Here is a 26088-nt window from a genome sequence, read left to right on the forward strand (position 1 = left end):
CGGCGGCGATCCCATGCACAAAGCTTGCCAATTGCCGCAGGCGGACCCATGTCCGCCGCACCCCGATTTGGCGGCACAAGGATTGAAGTGATGGACGATGTGACGATCCAGGACAGGGCCGCTTCGGCGCGACCGCTCGCCCCGCAGGAAGTGGGCGAGGGCCTGTCCGTCATCTCGATCGCGAAAAGCTATGACAAGCGCGTCGTCCTGTCCGACGTGTCGCTGACCGTGGGCAAGGGCGAGGTCGTCGGCCTGCTCGGCCCCAATGGCGCGGGCAAGACGACCTGCTTCTATTCGGTCATGGGCCTCGTCCGTCCCGACCAGGGCCGCATCATCCTCGACGGCCAGGATATTACCGGCCTGCCCATGTATCGCCGCGCGATCCTGGGCCTGGGCTATCTCCCGCAGGAAACCTCGATCTTCCGGGGCCTGACGGTCGAACAGAATATCGGCGCCGTGCTGGAAATGGCCGAACCCAACAAGGCCGCCCGTGCCGAGAAGCTGGAACAGCTGCTCGACGAATTCGGCCTCACCCGTTTGCGCGATTCTGCCGCCATGGCGCTGTCGGGCGGTGAACGGCGTCGCTGCGAAATCGCCCGCGCGCTGGCCGCCGATCCTTCGATCGTGCTACTCGACGAGCCCTTCGCCGGCATCGATCCGCTGTCGATCGCCGACATTCGCGACCTGGTGAAGCAGCTCAAGACGCGCGGCATCGGTGTCCTCATCACCGACCATAATGTGCGCGAGACGCTGGAAATCGTAGACCGCGCCTGCATCATCTACAGCGGCCAGGTGCTGTTCGCCGGCAGCCCGACCGAACTGGTCGCCCATCCCGATGTTCGCCGCCTCTATCTGGGCGAGAATTTCCAGCTCTGACATGATCGGCCGGCGCCCCCTCGCTGATGCAGGACGGCCCGGCTGATGGCGCTTGGGCCACGCCTCGACATCCGCCAGAGCCAGTCTCTGGTGATGACGCCGCAGCTCCAGCAGGCGATCAAGCTGCTGGCGCTGTCCAATCTGGAGATCGAGGCGTTCGTCGCGGGCGAACTGGAAAAGAACCCGCTGCTCGAACAGGGTGCCGCCGATGACGGCGGCCGGGACGGCAGCGGCGTCGACCGCGAGGTGGAGGCGCCGACCCTGGCCGCTGAAACCGGCGCCAGCGACGATCTGATCGCCCAGGGGCTGGGCGGCGCCGACAGCCCGCTCGATGTCGATCATGGCGCGGAAACCTTCATCGACGATGGCCCGGCCGACCGCATGGCCGCGGGCAGCGGCTCAGGCTCGCTCGAAATGCTCGGCGGCGGCAGCGGTTCGGGCGAAGCGGTCGATTTCGACAGTTTCGCCAATGCCGCGCCCAGCCTGCAGGAACATCTGATGGACCAGGCCCGCAGCACGCTGTCGGGCATGGACCTGCTGATCGCCACCCAGTTGATCGGCCAGATCAGCGAAGCGGGCTATCTGGAGGCCAATCTGCTCCAGACCGCCCATGGCCTGGGCGTGCCACTCTTCACGGTCGAGGCCGTGCTCGAAGTTATCCACAGCTTCGATCCCACCGGCGTGGGCGCCCGCTCGCTCGCCGAATGCCTCGCCCTTCAGGCAAAGGAGGCGAACCGCTACGATCCCTGCATCCAGCGGCTGCTCGCCAATCTCGACCTGCTGGCCAAGGGCGCCCTGCCCCAGCTGCGCCGCATCTGCGGCGTGGATGAAGAAGATCTGGCCGACATGATCCGCGAACTGCGCGGCTATGATCCCAAGCCCGGCCTGCGCTTCGCCAGCGACAGCGCCACGCCGGTCACGCCCGACCTGTTCGTCAGCCGCACCCGCGAGGGCTGGGGCATAGAGGTCAACAGCGCCACCCTGCCCCGCGTGCTGGTCAACCGCACCTATTATGTCGAACTGGCCGGCGGCCCGCAGGACAAGGCGAGCAAGGCCTGGCTGGCCGACTGCCTCGCCAGCGCCAACTGGCTGGTGAAGGCGCTCGACCAGCGGCAGAAGACGATCATCAAGGTAGCGAGCGAGATCGTCCGCCAGCAGGAGGATTTCTTCCGCAATGGCGTCGCTTATCTCAAGCCGCTGACGCTGCGCGCGGTCGCCGACGCGATCGAGATGCATGAATCGACCGTCAGCCGCGTCACCTCGAACAAATATCTCTCCTGCCCGCGCGGCCTCTATGAACTCAAATATTTCTTCACCAGCGGCGTCGCGGCGGCGGATGGCGACGGCGCCGTCTCGGCCGAGGCGGTGAAGAGCCATATCAAGGCACTGATCGGCGCGGAGGAGGCCCATGCCATCCTCTCCGACGACACATTGGTCGACCTGCTGCGCGCCAAGGGCATGGACATCGCCCGCCGCACCGTCGCCAAATATCGCGAATCCATGGGCATCGGCTCCTCGGTCCAGCGCCGCCGGCAAAAGGCACTCAAGGGCAAGGCCGCCTGAGCCTGTCCTACAGCGGGCCTTTCCCCTATCATCGGCGCTGCCATCCCCTGACTTTCCGATAGGATCAGGCCAGCGCAAGATAATGTCACGATGTGCGGGAAATATGCGAAGTTAAGCGCCGCAAATCCTATTTCGCCGCCTTGACCCCGGCCGCCGCGGCGGCAAAAGCGGCGGCGTAAATCACCAGATCAAGGATCGCCCGCCGCCATGTCCGTCGCCTATCTCAACGGCCAGTTTCTGCCGCTCGAAGACGTCCGCATCTCCCCGCTCGATCGCGGCTTCCTGTTCGCCGACGGCATTTATGAAGTGGCGGCCGTGATCGATGGCCGGCTGGTCGACAGCGCCAGCCATCTCGCCCGGCTGGAACGTTCCTGCACCGAAATCGGCATCGCCCTGCCGCTGACCCTGGACGAGATCGAGGCGGCGCAGAAGGCGCTGGTCGCCCATAATGGCCTTGGCGAGGGCCTGGTCTATCTCCAGATCACCCGCGGCGCTGACGTCACCCGCGACTTCATCCCGCCGGCCGGGCTGCAGCCCACTCTGTTCATGTTCGTCCAGAACAAGACCTTCCTCGACGTGCCCGCCGCGAAGACCGGCGTCGCGGTCGCCACCATGGCCGACCTGCGCTGGGCGCGGCGCGACATCAAGAGCGTCGGCCTGCTCGCCCAGGCGATGGCCAAGATGGCGGCCAAGGAAGCCGGCGCGCAGGAAGCCTGGATGATCGAGGATGGCTTCATCACCGAAGGCGCCTCCTCCACCGCCTTCATCGTCACCGACGAAGGCATCGTCACCCGCCCCTACAGCCAGTCGGTGCTGGCCGGCTGCACCGGCGCGGCGCTGACGGCCCTTGCCGAGGAAAGCGGCATCGCCGTCATCCGCCGCTCCTTCACCCTCGCCGAAGCGCTCGCTGCCAAGGAAGCCTTCATGACCAGCGCCTCGACCTTCTGCCTCTCGATCGTCAGGATCGACGGCCAGCCGGTCGGTGACGGCACCCCCGGCCCGGTCGCGACCCGGCTGCGCGAACTCTATATCGACTTCGCCCGCCGCACCGCGGTCTGACCTGCGACGAAATGAGTCCATTTCGGATCGAATAGGCAGAAAAGGGCGCCCGCATCAGCCGGCGCCCTTTTCGTTTCCGCATTCCCCCCGATATCGTGGGTGCGTGACGGCCATCACGACAGCCCCGTGCATTTGCGCCATTATGGAGTCAGCGCCGGCTGCGCCCGGTGGGCAAGCGGCTAAGCTGCGGAACATAACAGGCACGGGAGATTGCGTGGTGATGGCCGATCCCTTCTCGACCGATCATGATAGCCCCTATGCCGCGCCGGATGACCGGCGTGGGCTGCTGATCGTTGCCGATGACGAATGGTTCGACGATGCCGCCATGCTGGCCCATGCCGCCGGCCTGCGCCTGCTCGGCACCGTGCCGCTCGATCAGGCCGCCGTCCGGCTCGACATGCAGGTCGGGTGCGATGTCGTCCTGCTGCACTGCCACCAGCCTGATCCGCTGCTCGAACGGCTGATCGTTCAGGTCGAGACGATCGCGATCCAGAATCGCATGGCGGTCGTCCTGCTCGCCGGGATCGAGACACTCGACATGGCCTATGCCTGCATGCGCAGCCCGCAGACCCAGTTGCTGTGCAGTCCCGACAATAGCGACATCGCCGCCGCCCTGCTCGCCGCCGCGCACGGCGATGCTATGCCCCATAATCTGCATGACGCCACCCATGAAAGCGACGGCAACCGGCTGCAGCGGCTGAGCGAGGAAGTCAGCCGTCTTGCTCGCACGATCGAAGCCCTGACCGATCGGCCGCGCCCTACGCTGCCCGCGTTCGACATGCCCGCGCGCATTGCCGATCGCCAGGGCAGCTATACGGGCATGCCGGCCATCGCCACGATCGGTGCGGCCACCATGGCGGAAACCGCCTCCGTCACCGCCGCCCAGGTCTGCGACCTGCTCCGCGCCCGCCGGCTGCGCGCCGATTTCCTGCCCGGCGACCTGTTCGCCGATCCGGCCTGGGACATGATGCTCGACCTGCTCGCCGCCCGTCTGGAACAGGCCCATGTCTCTGTCTCCAGCCTGTGCATCGCGTCCGCCGTGCCGCCGACCACGGCGCTGCGCTGGATTCGCACATTGACGGACAAGGCCCTGGTCGAGCGTCGTGCCGATCCGCATGACGGCCGCCGCATCTTCATCGCGCTCGCCGACGACGCGGCCGAGAAGCTCATGCGCTGGTTCAGCGCCAGCCATCGCTATCGCGCGCACTGATCTACCCCATCGGATAAAGGCCGCTTGACCCGCGCCCAAAAAAATCTAGAAGCGCCCGCACCCCATGGGGGCGATTAGCTCAGTTGGTAGAGCGTCTCGTTTACACCGAGAATGTCGGCGGTTCGAGCCCGTCATCGCCCACCAGTTTCGCCGAATGAGAAGCCGTCAGGGGGACGGCTGCCAGCGAAACTCCCGAGCGACAGCGAGGGCTTAGCCTTCCAGGCAAAACCAGCCCCGATCCGCACCCGTAACATTCATCCTGCAGCAAGCATGGTTCCGGCATCTTCCCGCCCATGCCGATCAGCTTCTTCCTTGGCGGCTCCGTCGCGCCGATATTGCTGATGCTGTCGCCCTTCGCGGTGATGGCGGTCGGCAATTGCGCCGACTGGCAACCCAAGACCCCAAGCGCAAGGATCGCGGCAGAGCCCCCCGCCGACGCCGGCTGCACCCAGCCCCGCTATCCGCTGATGTAATCGCGCGCTGCCAGATATTGCGGCGCCGCGTTACCGCTGCTAATTCCGCCTCCCATGATCCAGCCGCCCGAAATCATCCGAGTCACCAAGTCCCGCGTCTCCTGCGACGGTTCGGGTGACATTCCCGCCGCCCTTGGCCATCCGCGCGTCTTCCTGGAAATCGACGAGCATGGCTATGTCGATTGCGGCTATTGCGATCGCCGCTTCGTGCTGGCCGGCGGCGTCGCCGACAATGCCGAGATCGGCAACGAGCCGGACATCGCCTCGGGCGCCAGCCTCTAAGGCACCCTCTAAAATTTCCATTGGGCATCCGTCATGCCGCGCCTATATCGGGCGGCATGACCGATCTCGCTTCGCAATTCACTGATGCCCGCGGCCTGCTCTATCGTCCGGGCCTGCTCGATCCCGATGGTGCGCGCCGCCTGACCGCGCAGGCGCTTGCGGCCTGCGACGATGGCGAGCTCTACCTCCAATATCGCGCCAGCGAGAGCTTCGGCTTCGACGACGGCCGGCTCAAGACCGCCGATTATTCGACCGATGCGGGCTTTGGCCTGCGCGGCGTTTCGGGCGAGATGACCGGCTTTGCCCATGCCAATGACCTCAGCGAAGCGGCCATCGCCAAGGCGGCGCAGACGCTGACCCTGCTCGATCCGGCCAAGGGCCAGCCCGCCCCGCCGCCCCAGCGCACCAATCGCCACCTCTATACCGACGCCAATCCGCTGGAGCTGGTGCCCTTCGCCGAGAAGGTGACCCTGTGCGCCGCGATCGACGCCGCCGCCCGCGCCCGCGACCCGCGCGTCGCCCAGGTTTCGGTGAGCCTAGCCGGCAGTTGGTCGGTGATCGAGATCGTCCGCGCCGACGGTTTCACCGCCAGCGACATCCGCCCGCTCGTCCGCCTCAACGTCTCGGTCATCCTGGAGGAAAATGGCCGGCGCGAAACCGGCGTGTTCGGTATCGGCGGCCGCTATCTCTATGATCAGGTGATGGACCCCAAGATCTGGAACCGCGCCATTGACGAGGCGCTGGCCCAGGCCGAGGTCAATCTCCGCTCGGTCGCCGCCCCCGCCGGCGAGATGACCGTGCTGCTCGGCCCCGGCTGGCCGGGCGTGCTGGTCCATGAAGCGATCGGCCATGGCCTGGAAGGCGATTTCAACCGCAAGGGCACCAGCGCCTTTTCCGGCCGCATCGGCCAGCGCGTCGCCGCGCCGGGCGTCACCGTGGTCGACGATGGCAGCATCCTCGATCGCCGCGGCTCGCTGTCGATCGACGACGAAGGCACGCCGACCCAGGAAAATATCCTGATCGAGGACGGCATCCTCAAGAGCTATATGCAGGATCGCCTCAACGCCCGGCTGATGGGCGTCGCGCCGACCGGCAATGGCCGCCGCGAATCCTACGCCCATGCGCCGATGCCGCGCATGACCAACACCTTCATCAAGGGTGGTCAGGACGATCCGGAAGAGCTGCTGTCGCGCGTCAAGTCGGGCATCTTCGCCAAGAGCTTTGGCGGCGGCCAGGTCGACATCGTCTCGGGCAAGTTCGTCTTCTCCTGCACCGAGGCCTATAAGGTCGAAAATGGCAAGATCGGCGATCCGATCAAGGGCGCGACCCTGATCGGCGACGGCCCGACCGCGCTGACCAAGGTGATCGGCATTGGCAATGACTGGGCGCTCGACGAAGGGATCGGCATGTGCGGCAAGGGTGGGCAGAGCGTGCCGGCCGGCGTCGGCCAACCGACCCTGCTGATGGATGGCCTGACCGTCGGCGGCACCGCCGCCTGACCCCATTCCTTCCATGGCGGCGCGGTCACCCGACCCGCCGCCGCCATGGGCCGAGGAACCGGGCGGCGATCGATACGTATTTTGCGTATGAACATGCTGACCGACAGCCATGACGCCGTGACCGCCGACTGGGCGGCGGCCCTGCTCGACTTCTGGTTCAACCAGGTGGGCGAGGAAGGCTGGTACAGCCATGATCCGGCGCTCGACCAGCATTGCATCGACCGCTTCGCCGTCCTGTGGAGCGAGAAGCGGACGCTTCCGCCCGAAAGCTTCCTCGACCGCGCCGACGATGCGCTGGCCGCGGTGCTGCTGTTCGACCAACTGCCCCGCAACATGTTCCGCGGCCAGGCCCAGGCCTTTGCCACCGACCCGATCGCCCGTGAGGTAGCGCGCGGCGCCATCGCGCTGGGCTATGACATCCAGATTGGCGGGGCGGGCCGGCTCTTCTTCTACATGCCGTTCCAGCATAGCGAGGATCTGGCCGATCAGGAGCTGTCGCTCTCCCTGTTCGAAGGGACCGGCGACACCCGGTCGCTCGATTTCGCCCGCCAGCATCATGCAACCATCGCGCGCTTCGGCCGTTTCCCCCATCGCAACGCTGCCCTTGGTCGCACCACCCTGCCCGCCGAAGCGGCAGCGGTCGCCGAAGGATCGCAATGGTAGGCGGGAACATGCCTATTTTTTAGGCATGGCTGTGCATCTGCACATTTTTTCGGCGGCGCAACAATCTCCCCTAGTGGAAATCCCGCGTTAATGCGTCATTAGCAAATTGGCACGCCTCTTGCTGGTATGTCGCCGCACACCAAATAAGGGGGCGACATGAAACTTGTCATGGCTATCATCAAGCCGTTCAAGCTTGACGATGTCCGCGAGGCTCTTTCCTCGCTTGGCATCGCCGGTATGACGGTCAGCGAAGTGAAAGGCTTTGGTCGCCAGAAGGGCCAGACCGAAATCTATCGCGGCGCCGAATATTCCACCAACATGGTTCCCAAGATCAAGATCGAGGTGGTCTGCGACGACGACCTCGCGCCGCGCGTGGTGGAAGCGACGCAGGCCGCCGCCAATTCGGGCGCGATCGGCGATGGCAAGATCTTCGTCCTCGATGTCGGCCAGGCCGTGCGCATCCGCACCGGCGAGACCGGCGAAACCGCGCTGTAAGAAGGGGGGAATGATGACCTTTTCGAAGAAGATTTGCGGCGCGCTGGGGGCCACCGGCCTTTCGCTGTTCGCCGCGCTACCCGCCTGGGCACAGGACGCGGCCGCGCCGGCCGCGACCGTGGACAAGGGCGACGTTGCCTGGATGATGACCTCCACCATCCTCGTCTTCCTGATGATCCTGCCGGGCCTCGCCCTGTTCTATGGCGGCCTTGCCCGCAGCAAGAACATGCTGTCGGTGATGACGCAGATCGGCGCCGCCGCCTGCCTCGCCATGCTGATCTGGGTCATGTACGGCTATTCGATGGCCTTTGGCCCCGATTATACCAGCGGCCTCTCCAACGTCGTCTCGACCTTCGACAAGGCCTTCCTGAAGGGCATCACGCCCGCTTCGCAGGCCGCGACCTTCACCGCCGGCGTCGAGATTCCGGAATATGTCTTCGTCTGCTTCCAGATGACCTTCGCCGCGATCACCGTAGCGCTGGTGCTGGGTTCGGTGGTCGAACGCATCAAATTCTCGGCCGTGATGGTGTTTGCCGCCGTCTGGCTGACGATCGTCTATTTCCCGATCGCGCACATGGTCTGGGCGGCTTCGGGCTATTTCTTCAAGGCCGGCGCGCTCGATTTCGCGGGCGGCACCGTGGTCCACATCAACGCCGGCGTCTCGGCGCTGGTCGCCGCGATCATCCTGGGCAAGCGTATTGGCTATCCCAAGGAACCGATGGCGCCACACAGCCTGACGCTGACTGCGGTCGGCACCGGCCTGCTGTGGGCCGGCTGGTTCGGCTTCAACGCCGGTTCGGCGCTGGAAGCCAATGGTTCGGCCGCGCTCGCCATGATCAACACCTTCGTCGCCACCGCATCGGGCGGCCTGTTCTGGATGCTGATCGAACGCGTCAATGGCCACAAGGCGTCGGCCCTGGGCTTCTGCTCGGGCGTCATCGCCGGCCTCGTCGCGGTCACCCCGGCCGCCGGCAACTCGGGTCCGTTCGGTGCGATCGTGCTGGGCGCTGTTGCCTCGATCGTCTGCTTCTATGCCGTCACCGTGCTCAAGCCCAAGCTTGGCTATGACGACAGCCTGGACGCCTTCGGCATCCACGGCATCGGCGGCATGATCGGCGCCATCGGTACCGCGATCGTCTACTCGCCGGCCCTCGGCGGCCCCGGCGCGGCGGACTATGAAATCGGCGCCAAGCTGCTCGTCCAGATCGAAGCGGTCGTCGTGACCATCATCTGGGCCTCGATCGGCACCGCCATCGCCATCTTCATCGCCAAGGCCATCACCGGCCTGCGGGTCAGCCAGGAGGTCGAATATGAAGGCCTCGACCTCGGCGAGCATGGCGAACGCGCCTACAACTACTGAGATTGGCAGGGCGGGCCGCCCGACCGGGATACGGCCCGCCCGCCTCACCTTGTTCCTCCTGCGAACATGCCTTGGGGTCGGTACGAAAGTACCGGCCCTATTTTTATCCACAGGGCAGGCAGTCGGAATTGGGGGGGGCTGGCAGCGACCAGAAGCGGACATGTTCCCCCTCCCGCAGGCGGGAGGGGGTTAGGGGGTGGGCTGGGCATCGCGAAAGCCCACCCCGCTGCGACTAACGCGCTGCGCGCGCAAGTCTCGCTACCCCTCCCGCGTGCGGGAGGGGAATAGCGGAACCCACCCAAAGTCAGACAGTCGGTCGTGTCCACAACCCCACAGCCCGCGCTGCCCCTGCCGGCCAGCGCCGCGCCCGTCCCGGCACCTGCCGTCCCGCGCGGATCACCCAGCCCAGCTTCTCGCGCCCCGGCGTCACCACGCGATGGTCCCAGGCATGCTCGCCCCGCCGCGCGACTTCGCGCGCAATGTCGCCATAGATGCCCGCCGCCGCCAGCACTGCCCAGGCCGCCCGCGCCGGCAGCGCGCCGGTGCCATGCCGCGCACTATCCTCATAGGCCGCCGCCATATCGGCCAGCCGCTGCCCCAATATCGCCAGCTGCGGCCGCAGCCAGGGCTTCATATGCTCGCCGGGCGGCATGTCCATTTCCACCAGCCACTCGACCGGCAGGTAGCAGCGGTCGGCCAGTTCATCCTCGCTGATGTCGCGGGCGATATTGGCAAGCTGGAAGGCAATGCCCAGGTCGCAGGCCCGGTCCAGCGTCGCCTCATCCTCCGGGTCGACGCCCATCAGCACCGCCATCATGCAGCCCACGGCGCCGGCGACATGATAGCAATAGCGCAACATGTCGGCCTCGCTGCGCGGCCGCCAGTCGCGCGCATCGAGCGCAAACCCCTCCAGCAGATCATGGGCATAGCGGTGCGGGATCGCGCATTCGCGCATGACGACGCCAAAGCCGTCAAAGGCCGGGTCGCCGGTCGGCTCGCCGCGCAGCGCCGCATCGGTCAGCACCCGCAGGGTCGACAGCCGCGCCTGCCCGTCGGCGACGCCGCGCATCGTCCCGCCATGGTCCTGCCCATCGGCGATATCGTCGCATTTGCGGCACCAGGCGTAGAGCAGCCAGGCCCGCTCGCGCGTCACCCGGTCGAACAGCTTCGACGCCATGGCAAAGCTCCTGGAGCCCCGCGCAATGCTGTCGCGGGCATGGGCGACCAGGGCGGGGCGATTCCATTCTCCCGTCCCGCCTGCGGGAGGGGCCGGGGGAGGGCCTGTTAAGTCCATGAAGCGGACATGCCCTCCCCTAACCCCTCCCGCAAGCGGGAGGGGAATATTATTTCAGAGCCGCGCGGCCTTCATCGCAAAGATCGTCTCATGCGGCTGATAGGCGGCCATCTGCTCCAGCAGCCCCTCGATGCTGTCATCATGGATCATGATGCCGGCATGCTGCGGCCGGATGAAGCCGGCTTCCACCATCTGGCGGTTGAAGCCGATCAACTGGTCATAGAAGCCCGCGACATTGAGCAGGCCGACCGGCTTGTTATGATAGCCCAGCTGCGCCCAGCTGATCGCTTCCCACAGCTCGTCCATCGTGCCGACGCCACCCGGAATCGTGACGAAGCCGTCCGACAGGTCGGTGAAGAGCTGCTTGCGCTGGTGCATGGTCTCCACCACGTGCAATTCGGTGCAGCCGCGATGCGCGACTTCGGCGCCGACCAGCGCCTCGGGGATCACGCCGATCACCTCGCCGCCCGCCTCCAGCGCGGCATCCGCCACCGCGCCCATCAGGCCCAGCCGCCCGCCGCCATAGACGACGCCGATGCCGCGCTGTGCCAAAGTGCGGCCGACATGGCGCGCCGCGTCGATATAGGTGAGGTCGGCCGGCGTCGCCGAACCACAATAAACAGCCAGTCTTTTCATCATCTTCCAGTCCCGAAGCGCCGCGCGCTCCTCAAGCCATGTCCTGCAGCATCAGCGCCGCGGTCGCCTTGGCGCTGCCCACCACGCCGGGGATGCCCGCGCCGGGATGGGTGCCGGCCCCTACCAGATAAAGGTTGGGAATGACATCGTCGCGATTATGGGCGCGGAACCAGGCGCTCTGGGTCAACAGCGGCTCCAGGCTGAAACCGCTGCCCAGATGGGCATTGAGGTCGCGGCCGAAGTCGCTCGGCGCATAATGGAATTGTGTCACGATGCGCGACCGGATGTCGGGGATCAGCCGATGCTGAATCTCGTCCAGGATGCGCTCGGCATAGGCCGGACCGAATCGATCCCAGTCGATCGGCAGCTTGCCCATGTGCGGCACCGGGGCGAGCGCATAGAAGGTCGAATAGCCTTCCGGCGCCATCGACGGATCGGTGACGGTCGGGTGATGCAGATAGAGCGAGAAATCCGCCGGCAGCACGCCATGGCTGTAGATATCGGTCAGCAGCCCCTCATAGCGCGGGCCGAACAGGATCATATGGTGGGGAATGCCCGGCCAGCTGCCCTTGATGCCGAAATGCAGCACGAACAGGCTGGGCGACCATTTCTTGTGCTGCAGCTTTTCCGCCTGCTTCTGACCGCGCGGATGATGGCCCAGCAGATCGCGATAGCTGTGCATCAGGTCGCCATTGCTGGCGATCGCGTCCGCCTCCCCGCGCCAACCCGACGCAGTGCGCACCGCCACCGCCCGGTCGCCATGGGTCTCGATCTCGACCACCGCGTCGCCCAGCCGCATCACGCCGCCCAGCCGCTCGAAATGGGTCGCCATGCCCTGCACCAGCCGGTTGGTCCCGCCCTTGGCGAACCACACGCCGCCATCCTTCTCCAGCTTGTGGATCAGGGCATAGATGCCGCTGGTGGTCATCGGATTGCCGCCGACCAGCAGGCTGTGGAAGGAAAGCGCCTGGCGCAGCTTCTCGTCCTTCACATGGCTCGACACGATCGAATAGACCGATCGCCAGGCCTGATATTTGGCAAGGCTGGGCCCCGCCCGCACCATCGAGGCGAAGTCGAGGAAGGCGACCGAGCCGAGCTTGCGATAGCCCTCCTCATAGACGCCGTCGGCATAATCCAGGAACCGCTCATAGCCCGCGACATCTTCCGGATTGAGCTTGGCGATCTGCGCGCGCAGCGCCACTTCGTCGTTGGAATAGTCGAAATTGGTGCCGTCGCGCCAGTTGAGCCGGTAGAAGGGCGACACCGGCACCAGGCTGACATCCTGCGCCATGTCGTTCCCCGACAGGCGCCACAATTCGGCCAGGCAGGCCGGATCGGTGATGACCGTCGGCCCCGCGTCGAAGGTGAAGCCGTCCTTCTCCCACATATAGGCGCGGCCACCGGGGCGGTCGCGCGCCTCGATCAGGGTGGTGGCCACCCCGGCCGACTGCAGACGGATGGCCAGCGCCAGGCCGCCAAAGCCCGCGCCAATGACAATCGCTTTCCGCTCCATCAGGCGGGTGGGTTCAGCAATGCGTGCATGGCATCCCTTATGCGCACCGGGGGACGCCCGCACAAGATGCGGATGCGATCGGCGATGGTCGATCGCCCGGCATAGAAGCGCTGGATCAGTCCCGGCCGCAGCCGATAGAAGCGGGCAAAGATGCGCCAGCGCTGGTCCGGCACCGCAGCGCCGAAGAGCATCCGGCCAAGCAGCCGATAATAAAGTCCCTTCTTCCAGTGCGCCGCAGCATAGGTCCGCGTTGCCGCCGGCAGGCCCTTCAGCGGCTGCTCCACCAGCCAGGTCGCGAATCGCACCGCATCGGGCAGCGAATAGCCGGTCATCGGCTGGAACAGGCCGGCCTTCACCCCGGCCCGCGCGACCGGGTCATCGGCTGGCCAGTAGCGGTCGAAATCGCCGCCATGCACCACCGGCAGAACGCCGCTCTCGCTGTGGATAACTTCCTCCACCTGCCACCCCTGCGCCTGCGCATAGGCGGCGATCCGCTCCGCGATCCCTGCCGCGTCCAGCGCCGATCCGTCGCTATAATAAGTATCCTCGACAAAGATCGTCCGGGCGTCGCGCGGCAGCAGATAGACGAAGCGATAGCCGTCGATCTGCGCCACCGTCGCGTCCATGATCACCGGCCGGGCAATTCCATGCGGCTGCGCCAGCCGCAGCGTCTGCCCGACGAATTTCTGCCAGCCACAGCGCAGCGCCGACAGGTCGCCCGCGCCCCGCGCATCGATCATCGCAGGGGCGCTGATCCGGCGTCCGTCCTCCAGCACCAGAAATTGCCGGCCGATCGTCGCCACCTGCGCCCCGGTCAGCAGGTGATCGCCCATCGCCGCCCGCACATGCGCGTCGAAACGGGGGGAGGTGATGCTGTTATAGGGGGTGTCGAACTGCCCCCGATAGCCGGGAAAGCGCACTTCATGCCCTTGCGACCAGCGGCTGCTGACCAGCGGATCGACCAGCCAGCGGTCGCGCGCATCCACATCACCGTCGAAGAAGGACCAGATATGATTGCCGCCGACATGATCGGCCTGCTCGATCAACAGGATGCGCGTACCCGGCCGCCGCTCGGCAAAGGCAAGCGCGATCAGCCCCCCGGCAAGGCCCCCACCCATAATCGCAAGATCGCATTCCAGATCAGCCACCCACTCCTGTTAGCGGCGCCGACGCCAAAGGCAAAGCGGGACGGGCAGGCAGGGATGGGGGGAGAACAGGCGGTCCCCTATCCCGTCATGCCAGCGAAGGTTGTTGCGAGGCACGTGTCTCTCAACGACATCCCACTATTTCTTGCCCCCCATTCTCAAAGAAAATAGAAATCCCAGTCTACGCTGGGATGACTGATTTGGGTAGGTTGCGGCCATCCCACCGACGTCATGCTGAACTTGTTTCAGCATCCATCAGGCCCCACAAACTATTGGTCTTATGGGAGGAATGGACCCTGAAACAAGTTCAGGGTGACGATGATGGTGAGGGTGGCTTATGGTCATCAGTTGCCATCCCCCCGTCCGTCATGCCGGGCTTGACCCGGCATCCCGCTTTCCTACTCGGCCTTTCTCTGATCTACCGTGGACGATGGACACCCGCTCCTCTTTCCAGCCCTCGCCGCCAGACCGGTGTCGCCCGACCGGCGCGCCAGTGTCGCTTTCCTGTCGCCTCGTTGTCCTCTCCCTGTCGCGTCGAAGGCGCGTCATCCTGACCCGGTTGTCGCGCGCCTGTCGCTTCACCGGCGCGCGGCAGGCGCTTGGCCGGCGCATTGGCCCGAATTTACCCGCACGACACTGTGAACTTCGACTGTCGCGTCGATTCTCGGCTCCAACTGGCGCCCCCGCTCCATCCCCCAGCCTTGCTCAACTTATCCACATAGTATAGGGGGGTACCCTATGCACATCATCGCGGATCGGGACAAATTGCTGGCGCGGGTGCGCCGCATCGCCGGGCAGGTCAACGCCGTCGAGCGCCAGCTGGCGGGCGATGCCGGCTGCTCGGAAACATTGCAGCTGGTCGCCTCGGTGCGCGGCGCGGTCGGCAGCCTGATGGAGGAGCTGATCGAACAGCATATGCGCGAACATGTCGCCCGCCCCGGCCTGACCGACGAAGCGCGCACGGCCGCCACCGAAGAAATGCTGGCGCTGATCCGCCGCTACGGGAAATGACGATGCACGACGATCACGCCCATGGGCACCATCATCATGGCGCCGGCTGCAACCATGACCATGCGCATCATCCCGCCCCGGCCGCCCCGCCACCGACCGACAAGGATGGCGAGGAACGCCATTATTTCGACCATATCTATCTGAGCGCCGGGCATGACAAGAATGCCAGGCGCACTCTGTGGGTCGTCTGGCTGACCGCCGCGACGATGGTGGTGGAAATCGCCTTTGGCTGGATCACCGGGTCGATGGCGCTGCTGGCCGACGGTTTCCACATGGCCACCCATGCCGGCGCGCTGGCCGTGGCGGCCGCCGCCTACAGCTATGCCAAACGCCATGCCCGCAACCCGCGCTACACCTTCGGCACCGGCAAGGTCGGCGACCTGTCCGGCTTTGCCTCGGCGCTGCTGCTGCTGCTGACCGCGCTGTTCATCGCGATCGAATCCGGCATGCGCCTGTTCGAGCCAGTGAAGGTCGCCTTTGGCGAGGCGACCCTGGTTGCGATCGTCGGCCTAGTCATCAATCTGGTCAGCGCCCTGCTGCTCGGCCACGACCATAGCCATGATCATGGGCACGGCCACGCGCATGACGATCATGACCATGATCACGACCACAAGAGCGGCCATGCCGACAACAACCTGCGCGCCGCCTATGTCCATGTGCTGACCGATGCGCTGACGTCGGTGCTGGCGATCGCCGCACTGCTGGCCGGCCGTTATCTGGGCTGGTGGTGGCTCGATCCGGCGGTCGGCCTGCTCGGCGCCGTAGTCATCGCCCGCTGGGCCTGGGGCCTGATGAAGGACACCGCCGCCATCCTGCTCGACACCGCCGAACCTGCCCTGATGGCCAGGGTGCGCGGCCTGGTCGAAGCCGAAGGCGCCACCATCCGCGACCTCCATGTCTGGCGCATCGGCCCGCACGCCCATGCCGCGATCATCAGCCTCGCCCCCGGCGCCGACGGCGCCCGTGTCCGTGAACGGGTGCGCAGCCTGCCGCGCATGGAGCATGTCACCGTGGAGTGCGGCTGAACGTCCGCTTGAGAAAGCCGGTTCCGGCCCGCTCCCCCGCCCTGTCCTACAGAGCCGGGCCCATGTTAGGCTGCGCCCGGCTCTTTCCCATCGTCCGGCGTCCCCATCCCCTCGCAACATGATTTCCTACTTGCGTAAGGAAATGTCGAAATGTGCGGGAAATATGCGAAGTTAAGCGGACGAAATCCTATTTTCAGGCGGGCTTCAACGCATCCATGATCTGGCGCACCGGGCCAAGATCATAGCCCGCAGCCGTCGCCTGCGCCGACAGCGCATCGGCATCGTCGCCGGCCCGCGCGCGGGTCAGCGCCCACAGCAGGGTGCTGCGCGTGCCCGACCGGCAATAGGCCAGGATCTTGCCCTCGCCCGCCTGCTCCATCGCGGCGGCCATGCCGTCGAGCTGCCAGGGGGCAAAGCCGCCATGAGCGACCGGCACGGCGGCATAGGCGACACCGGCGTCGATCGCCGCTGCCTCGACCGCAGCACCGTTGGTCTGGCCCGGCTCCTCGTCATCGGGGCGGTTGTTGATGATCATGGTCACGCCCAGCGCCTTGGCGGTCTCCACCTGATCGACACTGATCTGGGGCGAGACATAGAGGCGGTCGGTCAGCTGGCGGAACATGGGCAAATCTCCTTCGCCCCCGCCATGCGCCCGCCCGCCACAGGATTCAAGCGTCTGCACGCCCAACCGGCATCGATGCCCCTTCATCCGTTCGTTTCGAGCCTGTCGAGAAACGGGGCCACACGCTCATCCGCTACAGATAGGGCCGGATCGCCGCCAGGAAGGCATCGCCATAGGCGTCCAGCTTCTTCTGCCCGACGCCGCTCACCATGCCCAGTTCATGGATGGTCGCCGGCCGTTGCTCCGCCATTTCGCGCAGCGTCGAATCATGGAAGATGACATAGGGCGGGACCCCGGCATCCTGCGCCAGTTCGCGGCGACAGGTGCGCAGCGCGTCGAACAGCGGATCGCCAACCGGATTGGCGTCGCTGCCATTGCGGGCGTTGCGCTTCTTCCGCTCGCGCCGCGGCGGCACCAGGATGCGCACTTCCTCCTCGCCGCGCAGGATCGGCCGGGCATTGGGGCCGAGCATCAGCCCGCCATGCTCGGTCGTCTCCAGCGCGTCCCGCACCAGCAGCGCCCGCGACACCGGCCGCAGCAGCGTCGTCTCATCGCCATCGACGATCGCATAGACGGAAATCTTGTCATGCCCGCGCTCGCGAATCTTGTCGGTGACGGCGCCACTCAGCACCGCCTCGATATGGCCCGCGCCAAAGCTCTGGCCGGTGCGATAGACGGCGGAGAGATATTTGCGCGCGGTCTCGGTCGCGTCGACACTGGCCGGCGGGGTCAGGCAATTGTCGCAATTGCCGCAGGTCGCGGGCGGATTCTCGCCGAAATGCCGCAGCAGGATCGCCCGGCGGCAGGTCGCCGTTTCCACCAGCGCCCCCAGCGCCGCGATCCGCGCCCGCTCGCCCTGCTGGCGCGCCGGCTCCAGCTCCATGATGCGCTGGCGGGCACGGGCGAAATCCTCCGCCCCCCAGAAGAGATGTGCGACCGCCGGTTCGCCGTCGCGGCCGGCGCGGCCCGATTCCTGATAATAGCCCTCGATCGACTTGGGCAGGCCGGCATGGGCGACGAAGCGCACGTCAGGCTTGTCGATCCCCATGCCGAAGGCGACGGTGGCGACCATCACCATATCCTCGCTGGCGATGAAGGCGGCCTGGTTGGCGGCGCGCTGGGCCGGGTCCATGCCGGCATGATAGGCGCGCACCGCCCGGCCACCGCGCCCCAGCGTCTCGGCCAGCTTCTCGGTCGCGGCGCGGGTCGGCGCATAGACCACGCCCGGCCCCGGATTGGCGGCGAGCAGATCGGCCAGTTGCCGGGTCAGTCCATCGCGCGGATGGACGGCATAGCGGATATTGGGCCGGTCGAAGCCCGAGATGATGAGGCCATCCTCGGGAATGCCGAGCTGGACGAGGATGTCCTTGCGGGTATGCGCGTCCGCCGTCGCCGTCAGCGCCAGCCGCGGAACATCGGGAAATTCATCGAGCAGCGGCCGCAGCAATCGATAGTCGGGGCGGAAATCATGCCCCCATTCGGACACGCAATGCGCTTCGTCGATCGCGAACAATGCGACCTTGGTCGAGCGCAGCAGATTGCGGAACCCCTCGCCGCTCGCCCGTTCCGGCGCGACATAGAGCAGGTCCAGCTCGCCATTGCGCAGCCGATCCTGCGTCTCGCGCCAGTCGGCATCGACGCTGGTCAGACTGGCGGCGCGGATGCCCACCGCGGTCGCGGCGCGCAGCTGGTCATGCATCAGCGCGATCAGCGGCGAGACCACGACGCAGCAGCCATCGAGTGCCACGGCCGGCAACTGGTAGCAGAGCGACTTGCCCGCGCCGGTCGGCATGATCGCCAGGGTCGGCTGCCCCGCCATGACCCGCCCGACCACCTGTTCCTGCACCCCGCGGAACGTCGTGAAGCCGAAAATATCGTGGAGCAGCGTGGGAATGTCGCGGGGCATGGACTGGCCTTAGCGAGTCAGGGCCACAGGTGCCAGTAGCGCGGAGTGTCTGTTTGAGATGCGCCAGATGGCGCATTCCGGCACCAGCCCGCTCCCCCACCCGGCCACCCATAGAATACTGCCGTTGGGTGGCCGGGTGGGGGAGCGGGCTGGTGCCGTATCAGAAATCGCTCTTTCGCGATTTCTCAAACATGCGCTTACCCTGCCGGATCGAGCAGACAGCCCCAGCCCGGCTTGAACCGCGCGGTGCGCGACGCCAGCAGCGGGACATGCGCCTCGACCGCCCGCTCCTCCGGCTTGTCGGTCAGCCGTACCATCGCCATGCCCGGCTCCTTGTCCCCCTGGCAGCTGCCCATGGCGCGGCCCTCGACATAGCGGCAGGAACAGGTCAGCCGCGCGCCATAGGCCGAGCCGAGCTGCGCGCGGGCCCGCAAGGTCGACCAGTTCCACGCCAGCGCCGCCAGCAGCACGACGACAATCACCGCAGCGACGATCCACCATTTACCACGAACCGCCATGGTCCTTCTTCCCGCCTCCATGCTAAGGGCGCCGGCTTATGCAGATCGAGAAGCGAATCGTAAAGCGCCTTGCCATGGGTGCCGGGCTGGTGGCGCTCGTCCTCGCCGGCACGCTGGTGGGGCGCGCGGCCCATGCGCCCGAGCCCGTCTATAGCGTGTCCACCGACGCGGTGGTCAGCGCGAGCGCGCTGCGCGGCGCGATCGATCCGCTGTTCGACGACAAGGACATGGGCGAAACCCGCGCCCTACTGGTCATGCGCGACGGCAAGGTGATTGCCGAACGCTATGCCCCCGGCATCACCCCCGAGACGAAATTGCTGTCCTGGTCGATGGCCAAGAGCGTGACCGCAGTGCTGGTCGGCCTGATGGTGTCGGACGGGCGGCTGGCGCTCGATTCGCCGGTGCCGGTCGCGGCCTGGAGCCAGCCGGGCGATCCGCGCGGCCGCATCACCCTGCGCCAGTTGCTGTCGATGACCTCGGGCCTCGACCATGCCGAGGATGGCGAACCGATCACTGACGGCGACACCGTGCGCATGCTGTTCATGGACGGCGCGCAGGACATGGCGGCCTATGCCGAATCCAAGCCGCTGGCCCACAATCCAGGCGAGGTCTTCTCCTACTCCACCGGCAGCACGATGATCCTGTCGGACCTGATGACGCGGATGCTGACCAACAGCCCCCATCCCGACGTGCGTCGCCGGGCGATGCAGATGTTCATCGACGGCCGGCTGAAGGCGCCGGGCAAGCTGTCCAGCCTGACCCCGGAATATGACGCCAATGGCACGCTGATCGGCGGGTCGATCATGCACATGACCGCGCGCGACTATGGCCGCTTCGGCGAATTGCTGCGCAACCATGGCCGCTCCCCCAACGGCCATCAGATCGTGCCGGAAAAATGGGTCGACTATATGCGCGCGCCCTCGCCCCGGAACGCGGCCTATGGCGCCCATCTCTGGCTCAACCGGGACAGCAGCGAGAGTGCGCTGATGCCCGGCCTCGCCTCGGCCAGCCTGTTCGGCTGCGTCGGCCATAATGGCCAATATATATTGGTCGCGCCCGGCCAGCGGCTGACGATCGTGCGGATCGGCATGTCGCCCAAGAAGGAGCAGCGCGCCGCCGTGAAGGCGCAACTGGCCCGGCTGATCGGCCTCTTCCCCGGTTAAAGGGTGAAGGTGCCCTCGATGACCGTGCGGCAAGCGCCGGTCATCACCACCCGGTCGCCCTCCAGCCGGCAGCCGAGCCGCCCGCCCCGCGCCGACGCCTGATAGGCACTGATTGCGCTCTTACCCAGACGCTCGGCCCAATAGGGCGTCAGCAGGCCATGGGCCGATCCGGTCACCGGATCTTCGTCGATACCGCCGCCCGGCACGAAGACGCGGCTGATGATGTCGCTGTCGTCGCCCGGCGCGGTCGCCATCAGCAGATTGTCGCCCAGCTTGCGCAAGGTCGCGAAGTCAGGCTCCAGCGCGCGGATCGCATCGGCATCGCGATAGACGAAGATCGCATAGCCACCATCGCGCCAGCGTGTCTCGACGATGTCCCCGCCCATCCCCGCCGCCAGTTCCGGCAGCGCCTTCGGCGCGCTGGTCCAGGCCGGCAGCGACAGTTCATAGCCCTCGCCCGCGCGGGTCACGGTCAGCACCCCGGCATGACGGGTGCGGAAGCGTATGGCATCGCCCTGCATCAGCACATGGCCGCTCGCCAGCGTGGCATGACCGCACAGCTTCACCTCGACCGCCGGGGTGAACCAGCGCAGCGCATAATCGGCCTCCGCATCGTCCGGCGTCGGCACGGTGAAGGCGGTTTCCGACAGGTTGTTTTCCGCCGCGATCGCCTGCAGCACCGCATCATCGAGCCAGGCATCGAGCGGCATCACCGCCGCCGGATTGCCGGTGAAGGGCGCGTCGGCAAAGGCGTCGACCTGGGTGAAGCGAAGACGGGTCATGGCGATACTCCTGATGGATCGCCGCCTTCATGCCGGCCCCGCATCCGTGCCGACAGGGCCGGATGCGGGCAATTGGTCCCTAGCCCAGAATCACGAGCGCCGCGCACACCGCAGTGCCGACGATCAGGTTGAGCGGCACGCCGATGCGCACGAAATCGGCGAAGCGATAATCGCCGGCGGCATAGACCAGCGCATTGGTCTGATAGCCGATCGGCGTCGCGAAACAGGCCGATGCGCCGATCATCAGCGCGATCACCAGCGGGCGCGGATCGGTTCCCAGCTGATGCGCCAGCGCGATGGTCAGCGGGGTCAGCAGCGCCGCGACCGCATTGTTGCTGAGTAGTTCGGACAGGATCAGCGCCGCGAAATAGACGATGAAGACCAGGCTCCATTGCGGCGCGACCTGCATCAGCGGCGTGATCCAGCCGACCATCAGCGCGACGCTGCCCGCCTGTTCCAGCGCCAGGCCGACCGCCAGCATGGCAAAGATCAGGATCAGCACATCGCCGTCGATCGCCGCCCACGCCTCCTCCGCATCGATGCAGCGGGTGACCAGGATCACGCCGACGGCGATGAAGGCGGCCAGGCCGATGCCGATCACGTCGAGCGCCGACAGGATCACCACTGCCGCCATCGCCAGGATCGCGATCCATGCCTTGCGCGGGCGGAAGGCGCGCGTCCGGCTGATGTCGACGCCGATCAGGTTGGGATTGTCTTTCAGCGACCGCATCGCGTCGTCGCTGCCCGCCACCAACAGCCGGTCGGCGCCGCGCACCCGCGTATCGGCCAGGTCCGGGCCGGGCAGATGGCGGGCGCGATGGATGCCGATCAGGCGGACGCGCAGGGCATGGAGGAAGGGAATGTCGATCAACCGCTCGCCGATCGAGGGGTGGCTGGGCGCAACCATGGCCTCGATCACCGTGCCCTCGCGCGCGGAGGTTTCGGAATCGGCGGCAATGCCCAGTTCGAAATCGCCCGATTCGCGCAGCGTCATGATCGCCGTGCCATCGGCGCGGACGATCAGCCGGTCGCCGACATGCAGTTCCTCCTGCTCCAGGTCGTGGCGCCGTATCTCGCCGGCCCGCTTGAGCCCGATCAGGGTGACCGAGCGGCCAAGGACGGACAATTCGCCAATCTCCCGCCCGACCACCTCGCTGTCCGGCGTCACGACCAGTTCGGTCAGATATTCCTGCACATTGCCGCCATTCTCGCCCGCGATCGAGGGCGGGTCGCTGGGCAGCAGGAAACTGAGGCAGGCCAGGCCGATGACGCCGGCAATGGTGCCGGCCAGGCCATAGGGGGTGATATCGAAAATGCCGAAGGGCTGCATGCCCTGTTCGGCGGCGATGCCCGCGACGATCAGGTTGGTCGATGTGCCGATCAGGGTAACGCAGCCGCCCATCACCGCCACCGCATTCATCGGGATCAGCAGCTTCTTGACCGGATAGGCGGTCGCCTGCGCCAGCCGGAACATGATCGGGATCAGCAGCACGACGACCGGCGTGTTGTTGAGGAAGGCCGACAGCAGCACCGTGCCCACCGCAACCTCGATCAGCGCCAGCCGCGGATGCTTCTGCGCCCGGACCATGACCAGATCGGCGATGCGGTTGATCGTGCCGGTGCGAATGAGCGCCCCCGACAGCACGAACATCGCGCCCACGGTCAGCGGCGCGCTGTTCGAAAAGACGGAGAAGAGCGATTTCTCGTCGAGCAGGCCGAGCAGCGCGAAGGCACAGGCACCCAGCACGGAAACGACGGTCGGGGAATAGCGTTCGCGCACGAAGGCGACGAACATGCAGGCGAGAATGACCAGACCGATTTCCGCGCGGTAAATGCCCAATAGCGCGGTGATGAAATGCATCTCGTCTTGCCCCCGTTCGATCGCGTCTCTAACGGAGGTGAAACGAAATGGGCCAGCCATGGTTGCATGGCTGGCCCGTGTCGCGGCGTCAGGGGACGTTTTGACCGTCAATCCACGCATAGCGTGCTGACGCTCCCCAGGCTTACGCTCTGCCGCTCACCCTCCCGCGGGTGACCATGTCATCCTAGCGTAACATGGGTGAGTCGTCTCGCATCTTTTGCACATTCGGCGCGCGATTGGCGCGGTTCGGCGCGTCAATCGGCCCCGCACTGGGCGCGGTGCAGCAGCTTCTGGTCGGCCAGCACCAGCGCCATCATCGCTTCGACCACCGGCACGCCGCGAATGCCGACGCACGGGTCATGACGGCCCTTGGTGATGATGTCCGACGCATCGCCTTCGCGCGTCACCGTCTCGACCGGAATCAGGATCGAACTGGTCGGCTTGAAGGCGATCCGCACCTTGACCGGCTGGCCGGTCGAAATGCCGCCCGCAATGCCGCCGGCATGATTGGCCAGGAAGACCGGGCCATCGGCGCCGGGGCGCATCGGATCGGCATTCTGCTCGCCGCGCAGCCGGGTGGCCGCAAAGCCATCGCCAATCTCCACGCCCTTGACCGCATTGATGCTCATCATCGCGCTCGCCAGTTCGCTGTCGAGCTTGGCATAGAGCGGCGCGCCCCAGCCGGCCGGCACGCCACTGGCCACGCATTCGACCACCGCGCCGAGCGACGAGCCATCCTTGCGCGCGCCATCGACCAGCGCTTCCCAGCGCACCGCGGCTTCGGCGTCAGGGCAGAAGAAGGGATTCTGGCCGATCTGCGCCGCGTCGAAATTGCCATAGTCGATCGCGTCGCCGCCGATCTCGCTTACATAAGCGAAGATATCGACTTCCGGGATGACCAGCCGCGCCACCGCACCGGCCGCAACCCGGCTGGCGGTTTCGCGCGCCGAGGAGCGCCCACCGCCACGATAGTCGCGAAAGCCATATTTGGCGTCATAGGCATAGTCGGCATGGCCAGGGCGATAGGCCTTGGCGACTTCCGAATAATCCTTCGATCGCTGGTCGGTATTCTCGATCATCAGGCTGATCGGCGTGCCGGTGGTCTTGCCCTCGAACACGCCCGACAGGATGCGCACCTCATCGGGTTCGCGCCGCTGGGTCGTGAACTTCGACGTGCCCGGCTTGCGCAGGTCGAGCCAAGGCTGGATGTCGGCCTCGCTCAATGCCAGGCCCGGAGGGCAGCCATCGACCATCGCGCCGATCGCCGGGCCATGGCTCTCGCCCCAGGTCGAGAAGCGGAAGACGCGACCGAATGTGTTGCAGCTCATATCCGTTCCAATCCGGTCGCGTCGTTCTTACTTGTCCAGCGCGATGTCGGGCGCGTCTTCGGCCTTCATGCCTATGACATTATAGCCCGCGTCGACATGGTGGATCTCACCCGTCACGCCCGAAGCGAGGTCCGACAGCAGGTAAAGGCCGGCACCACCGACATCGTCGATCGTCACGTTGCGACGCAGCGGCGAGTTCAGCTCGTTCCACTTCATGATGTAGCGGAAATCACCGATGCCGCTGGCGGCCAGCGTCTTGATCGGTCCGGCCGAGATCGCGTTGACGCGGATATTTTCCGGGCCAAGGTCCATCGCCAGATATTTGACGCTGGTTTCCAGCGCCGCCTTGGCCACGCCCATGACGTTATAATGGGGGATGACCTTTTCCGCGCCATAATAGCTCAGCGTCAGCAGGCTGCCGCCTTCCTTCATCAGCTTGCGCGCGCGGGCCGCGACGGCGACGAAGCTGTAGACCGAGATGTTCATGGTCATCAGGAAATTGTCGAGGCTGGTGTCAGCATAGAGGCCGCGCAGCTCATTCTTGTCGGAAAAGCCGATCGCATGGACCACGAAGTCCAGCTTGCCCCAGCGCGCCTCGATCTCGGCAAAGGCCTCGTCCAGCTTCGCCATGTCGGACACGTCGCAGTCGATCAGGAAGTCCGAGCCCAGCTGTTCCGCCAGCGGCTTCACGCGCTTGGCCAGCGCCTCGCCCTGGTAGGAGAAGGCCAGTTCCGCGCCCTGCGCATGCAGTTGCTGCGAAATACCCCAAGCCAGCGACTTGTCGTTCGCCAGCCCCATGATGAGCCCGCGCTTTCCCGCCATCAAGCCTGTCATATCGTCGTTCCGTTCCCTTTGTCCTGCACGGTGCCGGCTGCTTCGTCTTCCGGAAATTCCGCCAGTGCCGCATTCAATTCGGCGCCAATTACCACGCCGAGCCCCACGAGAAAGAAAAAAATGAGGGTGATCATGACACCGGCCAGACTGCCATAGGTCCGGTCATAGCCGCCCAGCATCGACAATGTGACCGGCAATAGCAGAGTGACGGCATACCACCAGAGCGCGGTGGCGACGGCGCCAGGCCATTTGGGAAAGCGCTTGTCGCGGTAGAGCGACGGGGTCAGCGAGACATAGAGCGAGTGGAGCGCCACGCATAATATCGCCATCGGCACCAGCTTGGCCGAGGAAACCCAGGCGATCGCCTCATCCGCGAAGGGCAGCAGCCGGTGGAGCAACTGGTCCACCGCCGTTATCATCACCTGCATCGAAAAGGCGAACATCACCGCCAGCACGCTGACCAGCGTGATCCCGACCGACGCCAGCCGATAACGCCAGAAGGGCTTGGTGCTCTTCGTTCCATAGGCGCGGCGCAATATGTCGCGGATCGTCTCGATCAGGCTGCCCACGGTCCAGAGCCCCACCAGACCACCGAACCAGAGCAGATTGCCGGAACGCGCCTGCAACACATCGCTGATCGGCTGGCGCACGACATCGGCGACGCCGCGCGGCACGGTGGTGAGAAAGGCATTCACCGCCGACAGCCCGTCCGACGTGCGGCCGAAGACGCTGGCGACGGCGGCGGCAACGATGAAGAAGGGAAAGAGCGTCATCAGCGAGAGATAGGCCAGGTTCCCCGCATGGATGAACCCGTCGCTATAGACGCCCACCATTACCCGCTTGACGATCTCGAAGCTGCGCGATCCCGGTCGGACCCGATCGATCTGACGATGGAATTTTTCCTGCGCCTGCGCCGCCATATGGCGGCGCGACTCCGGACTATAGGGGGAAGGCAGCGGCACCCTTGCCG

General features: G+C 66.0%; 25 protein-coding genes and 1 tRNA gene. 14 read left to right on the forward strand and 12 right to left on the reverse strand.

The annotated features are described in order from the left end of the window. Positions 1-90: 90 nt before the first annotated feature. The 11 genes from lptB (at position 91) to A0U87_RS10155 (ending at position 9480) form a co-directional block, all read left to right on the forward strand. Entirely contained in the window at positions 91-876 is a 786-nt protein-coding gene (gene lptB / locus A0U87_RS10105; RefSeq protein ID WP_010336951.1) for an LPS export ABC transporter ATP-binding protein, read from the forward strand. Positions 877-921: 45 nt separating this feature from the next. Next, positions 922-2439: an RNA polymerase factor sigma-54 gene (gene rpoN / locus A0U87_RS10110; protein WP_048936206.1), complete on the forward strand. Its 1518-nt coding sequence runs from the start codon at positions 922-924 to the stop codon at positions 2437-2439. Between the two features lie 207 nt (positions 2440-2646). Then, complete coding sequence (locus A0U87_RS10115) at positions 2647-3498, forward strand: D-amino-acid transaminase (protein ID WP_048936205.1); 852 nt, start codon at positions 2647-2649, stop codon at positions 3496-3498. Positions 3499-3718: 220 nt separating this feature from the next. Further along, complete coding sequence (locus A0U87_RS10120; protein WP_048936204.1) at positions 3719-4708, forward strand: MarR family transcriptional regulator; 990 nt, start codon at positions 3719-3721, stop codon at positions 4706-4708. Between the two features lie 68 nt (positions 4709-4776). Then, positions 4777-4852: transfer RNA gene (locus A0U87_RS10125), tRNA-Val, on the forward strand. Positions 4853-5001: 149 nt separating this feature from the next. Then, positions 5002-5181: a hypothetical protein gene (locus A0U87_RS10130; protein WP_048936203.1), complete on the forward strand. Its 180-nt coding sequence runs from the start codon at positions 5002-5004 to the stop codon at positions 5179-5181. Positions 5182-5235: 54 nt separating this feature from the next. Continuing rightward, on the forward strand, positions 5236-5463 hold the full coding sequence (locus tag A0U87_RS10135) for a zinc-finger domain-containing protein (RefSeq protein WP_048936202.1): 228 nt from the start codon (positions 5236-5238) through the stop codon (positions 5461-5463). 56 nt (positions 5464-5519) lie between these two features. Further along, positions 5520-6962 (forward strand): metalloprotease TldD, encoded by a 1443-nt coding sequence (gene tldD / locus A0U87_RS10140; RefSeq protein ID WP_137405508.1) that lies wholly within the window; start codon positions 5520-5522, stop codon positions 6960-6962. 87 nt (positions 6963-7049) lie between these two features. Continuing rightward, positions 7050-7625 (forward strand): DUF924 family protein, encoded by a 576-nt coding sequence (locus A0U87_RS10145; RefSeq protein ID WP_048936201.1) that lies wholly within the window; start codon positions 7050-7052, stop codon positions 7623-7625. A gap of 156 nt (positions 7626-7781) precedes the next feature. Beyond that, on the forward strand, positions 7782-8120 hold the full coding sequence (locus A0U87_RS10150) for a P-II family nitrogen regulator (RefSeq protein ID WP_004209785.1): 339 nt from the start codon (positions 7782-7784) through the stop codon (positions 8118-8120). A 13-nt stretch (positions 8121-8133) separates the two neighbouring features. Beyond that, entirely contained in the window at positions 8134-9480 is a 1347-nt protein-coding gene (locus A0U87_RS10155) for an ammonium transporter (protein WP_048936200.1), read from the forward strand. Between the two features lie 304 nt (positions 9481-9784). Here A0U87_RS10155 and A0U87_RS10160 read toward each other — a convergent pair whose 3' ends face one another. Genes A0U87_RS10160 through crtY form a run of 4 tightly spaced genes read right to left on the reverse strand, consistent with a single transcriptional unit; the run spans position 9785 to position 14071 of the window. Beyond that, complete coding sequence (locus A0U87_RS10160; RefSeq protein ID WP_080993504.1) at positions 9785-10774, reverse strand: phytoene/squalene synthase family protein; 990 nt, start codon at positions 10772-10774, stop codon at positions 9785-9787. A gap of 54 nt (positions 10775-10828) precedes the next feature. After that, a complete protein-coding gene (locus tag A0U87_RS10165; RefSeq protein ID WP_048936436.1) occupies positions 10829-11410 on the reverse strand; it encodes a TIGR00730 family Rossman fold protein in 582 nt (193 codons plus the stop codon). Positions 11411-11441: 31 nt separating this feature from the next. Then, a complete protein-coding gene (locus tag A0U87_RS10170; RefSeq protein WP_048936197.1) occupies positions 11442-12923 on the reverse strand; it encodes a phytoene desaturase in 1482 nt (493 codons plus the stop codon). Continuing rightward, positions 12923-14071 carry a lycopene beta-cyclase CrtY gene (gene crtY, locus A0U87_RS10175; protein ID WP_048936196.1) on the reverse strand — a complete coding sequence of 383 codons (1149 nt, stop codon included), beginning with the start codon at positions 14069-14071 and terminating at the stop codon, positions 12923-12925. The genes A0U87_RS10170 and crtY overlap by 1 nt, the downstream gene beginning before the upstream one ends. Positions 14072-14806: 735 nt before the next feature. Between crtY and A0U87_RS10180 the strand changes: the two genes are divergently transcribed. Both A0U87_RS10180 and dmeF read left to right on the forward strand, forming a co-directional pair. Then, positions 14807-15079, forward strand: coding sequence for a metal/formaldehyde-sensitive transcriptional repressor (locus tag A0U87_RS10180; protein ID WP_010335593.1), 273 nt, complete (start codon positions 14807-14809; stop codon positions 15077-15079). After that, entirely contained in the window at positions 15076-16104 is a 1029-nt protein-coding gene (gene dmeF / locus A0U87_RS10185) for a CDF family Co(II)/Ni(II) efflux transporter DmeF (RefSeq protein WP_048936195.1), read from the forward strand. The genes A0U87_RS10180 and dmeF overlap by 4 nt, the downstream gene beginning before the upstream one ends. Before the next feature lie 193 nt (positions 16105-16297). Here the strand turns inward: dmeF and A0U87_RS10190 are convergent, their stop codons facing one another. The 3 genes from A0U87_RS10190 to A0U87_RS10200 all read right to left on the reverse strand — a co-directional run bounded on the left by A0U87_RS10190 (position 16298) and on the right by A0U87_RS10200 (position 19150). Further along, positions 16298-16726 (reverse strand): TIGR01244 family sulfur transferase, encoded by a 429-nt coding sequence (locus tag A0U87_RS10190; protein WP_010335591.1) that lies wholly within the window; start codon positions 16724-16726, stop codon positions 16298-16300. Between the two features lie 133 nt (positions 16727-16859). Then, a complete protein-coding gene (recQ, locus tag A0U87_RS10195) occupies positions 16860-18632 on the reverse strand; it encodes a DNA helicase RecQ (RefSeq protein ID WP_048936194.1) in 1773 nt (590 codons plus the stop codon). Between the two features lie 197 nt (positions 18633-18829). Then, positions 18830-19150: a hypothetical protein gene (locus A0U87_RS10200; RefSeq protein WP_107917516.1), complete on the reverse strand. Its 321-nt coding sequence runs from the start codon at positions 19148-19150 to the stop codon at positions 18830-18832. 38 nt (positions 19151-19188) lie between these two features. Here A0U87_RS10200 and A0U87_RS10205 point away from each other — a divergent pair, with 38 nt between their 5' ends. Further along, positions 19189-20313 carry a serine hydrolase gene (locus A0U87_RS10205; protein ID WP_017502515.1) on the forward strand — a complete coding sequence of 375 codons (1125 nt, stop codon included), beginning with the start codon at positions 19189-19191 and terminating at the stop codon, positions 20311-20313. On the opposite strand, the gene A0U87_RS10210 is transcribed toward A0U87_RS10205, so the two are convergent. The 5 genes from A0U87_RS10210 to A0U87_RS10230 form a co-directional block, all read right to left on the reverse strand. Then, complete coding sequence (locus A0U87_RS10210; RefSeq protein WP_048936191.1) at positions 20310-21095, reverse strand: PhzF family phenazine biosynthesis protein; 786 nt, start codon at positions 21093-21095, stop codon at positions 20310-20312. The genes A0U87_RS10205 and A0U87_RS10210 overlap by 4 nt on opposite strands. A 79-nt stretch (positions 21096-21174) precedes the next feature. Further along, entirely contained in the window at positions 21175-22956 is a 1782-nt protein-coding gene (locus A0U87_RS10215; RefSeq protein WP_048936190.1) for an SLC13 family permease, read from the reverse strand. A 254-nt stretch (positions 22957-23210) separates the two neighbouring features. Next, positions 23211-24284 carry a chorismate synthase gene (aroC, locus tag A0U87_RS10220; RefSeq protein WP_048936189.1) on the reverse strand — a complete coding sequence of 358 codons (1074 nt, stop codon included), beginning with the start codon at positions 24282-24284 and terminating at the stop codon, positions 23211-23213. A gap of 27 nt (positions 24285-24311) precedes the next feature. Beyond that, positions 24312-25118: an enoyl-ACP reductase FabI gene (gene fabI / locus A0U87_RS10225; protein ID WP_004209757.1), complete on the reverse strand. Its 807-nt coding sequence runs from the start codon at positions 25116-25118 to the stop codon at positions 24312-24314. After that, positions 25115-26038 (reverse strand): YihY/virulence factor BrkB family protein, encoded by a 924-nt coding sequence (locus tag A0U87_RS10230; RefSeq protein WP_048936188.1) that lies wholly within the window; start codon positions 26036-26038, stop codon positions 25115-25117. Before A0U87_RS10230 ends, fabI begins: the two co-directional genes overlap by 4 nt. Positions 26039-26088: the final 50 nt, after the last annotated feature.

Source organism: Sphingobium sp. MP9-4 (assembly GCF_005281675.1).
Lineage (GTDB): Bacteria > Pseudomonadota > Alphaproteobacteria > Sphingomonadales > Sphingomonadaceae > Sphingobium > Sphingobium yanoikuyae.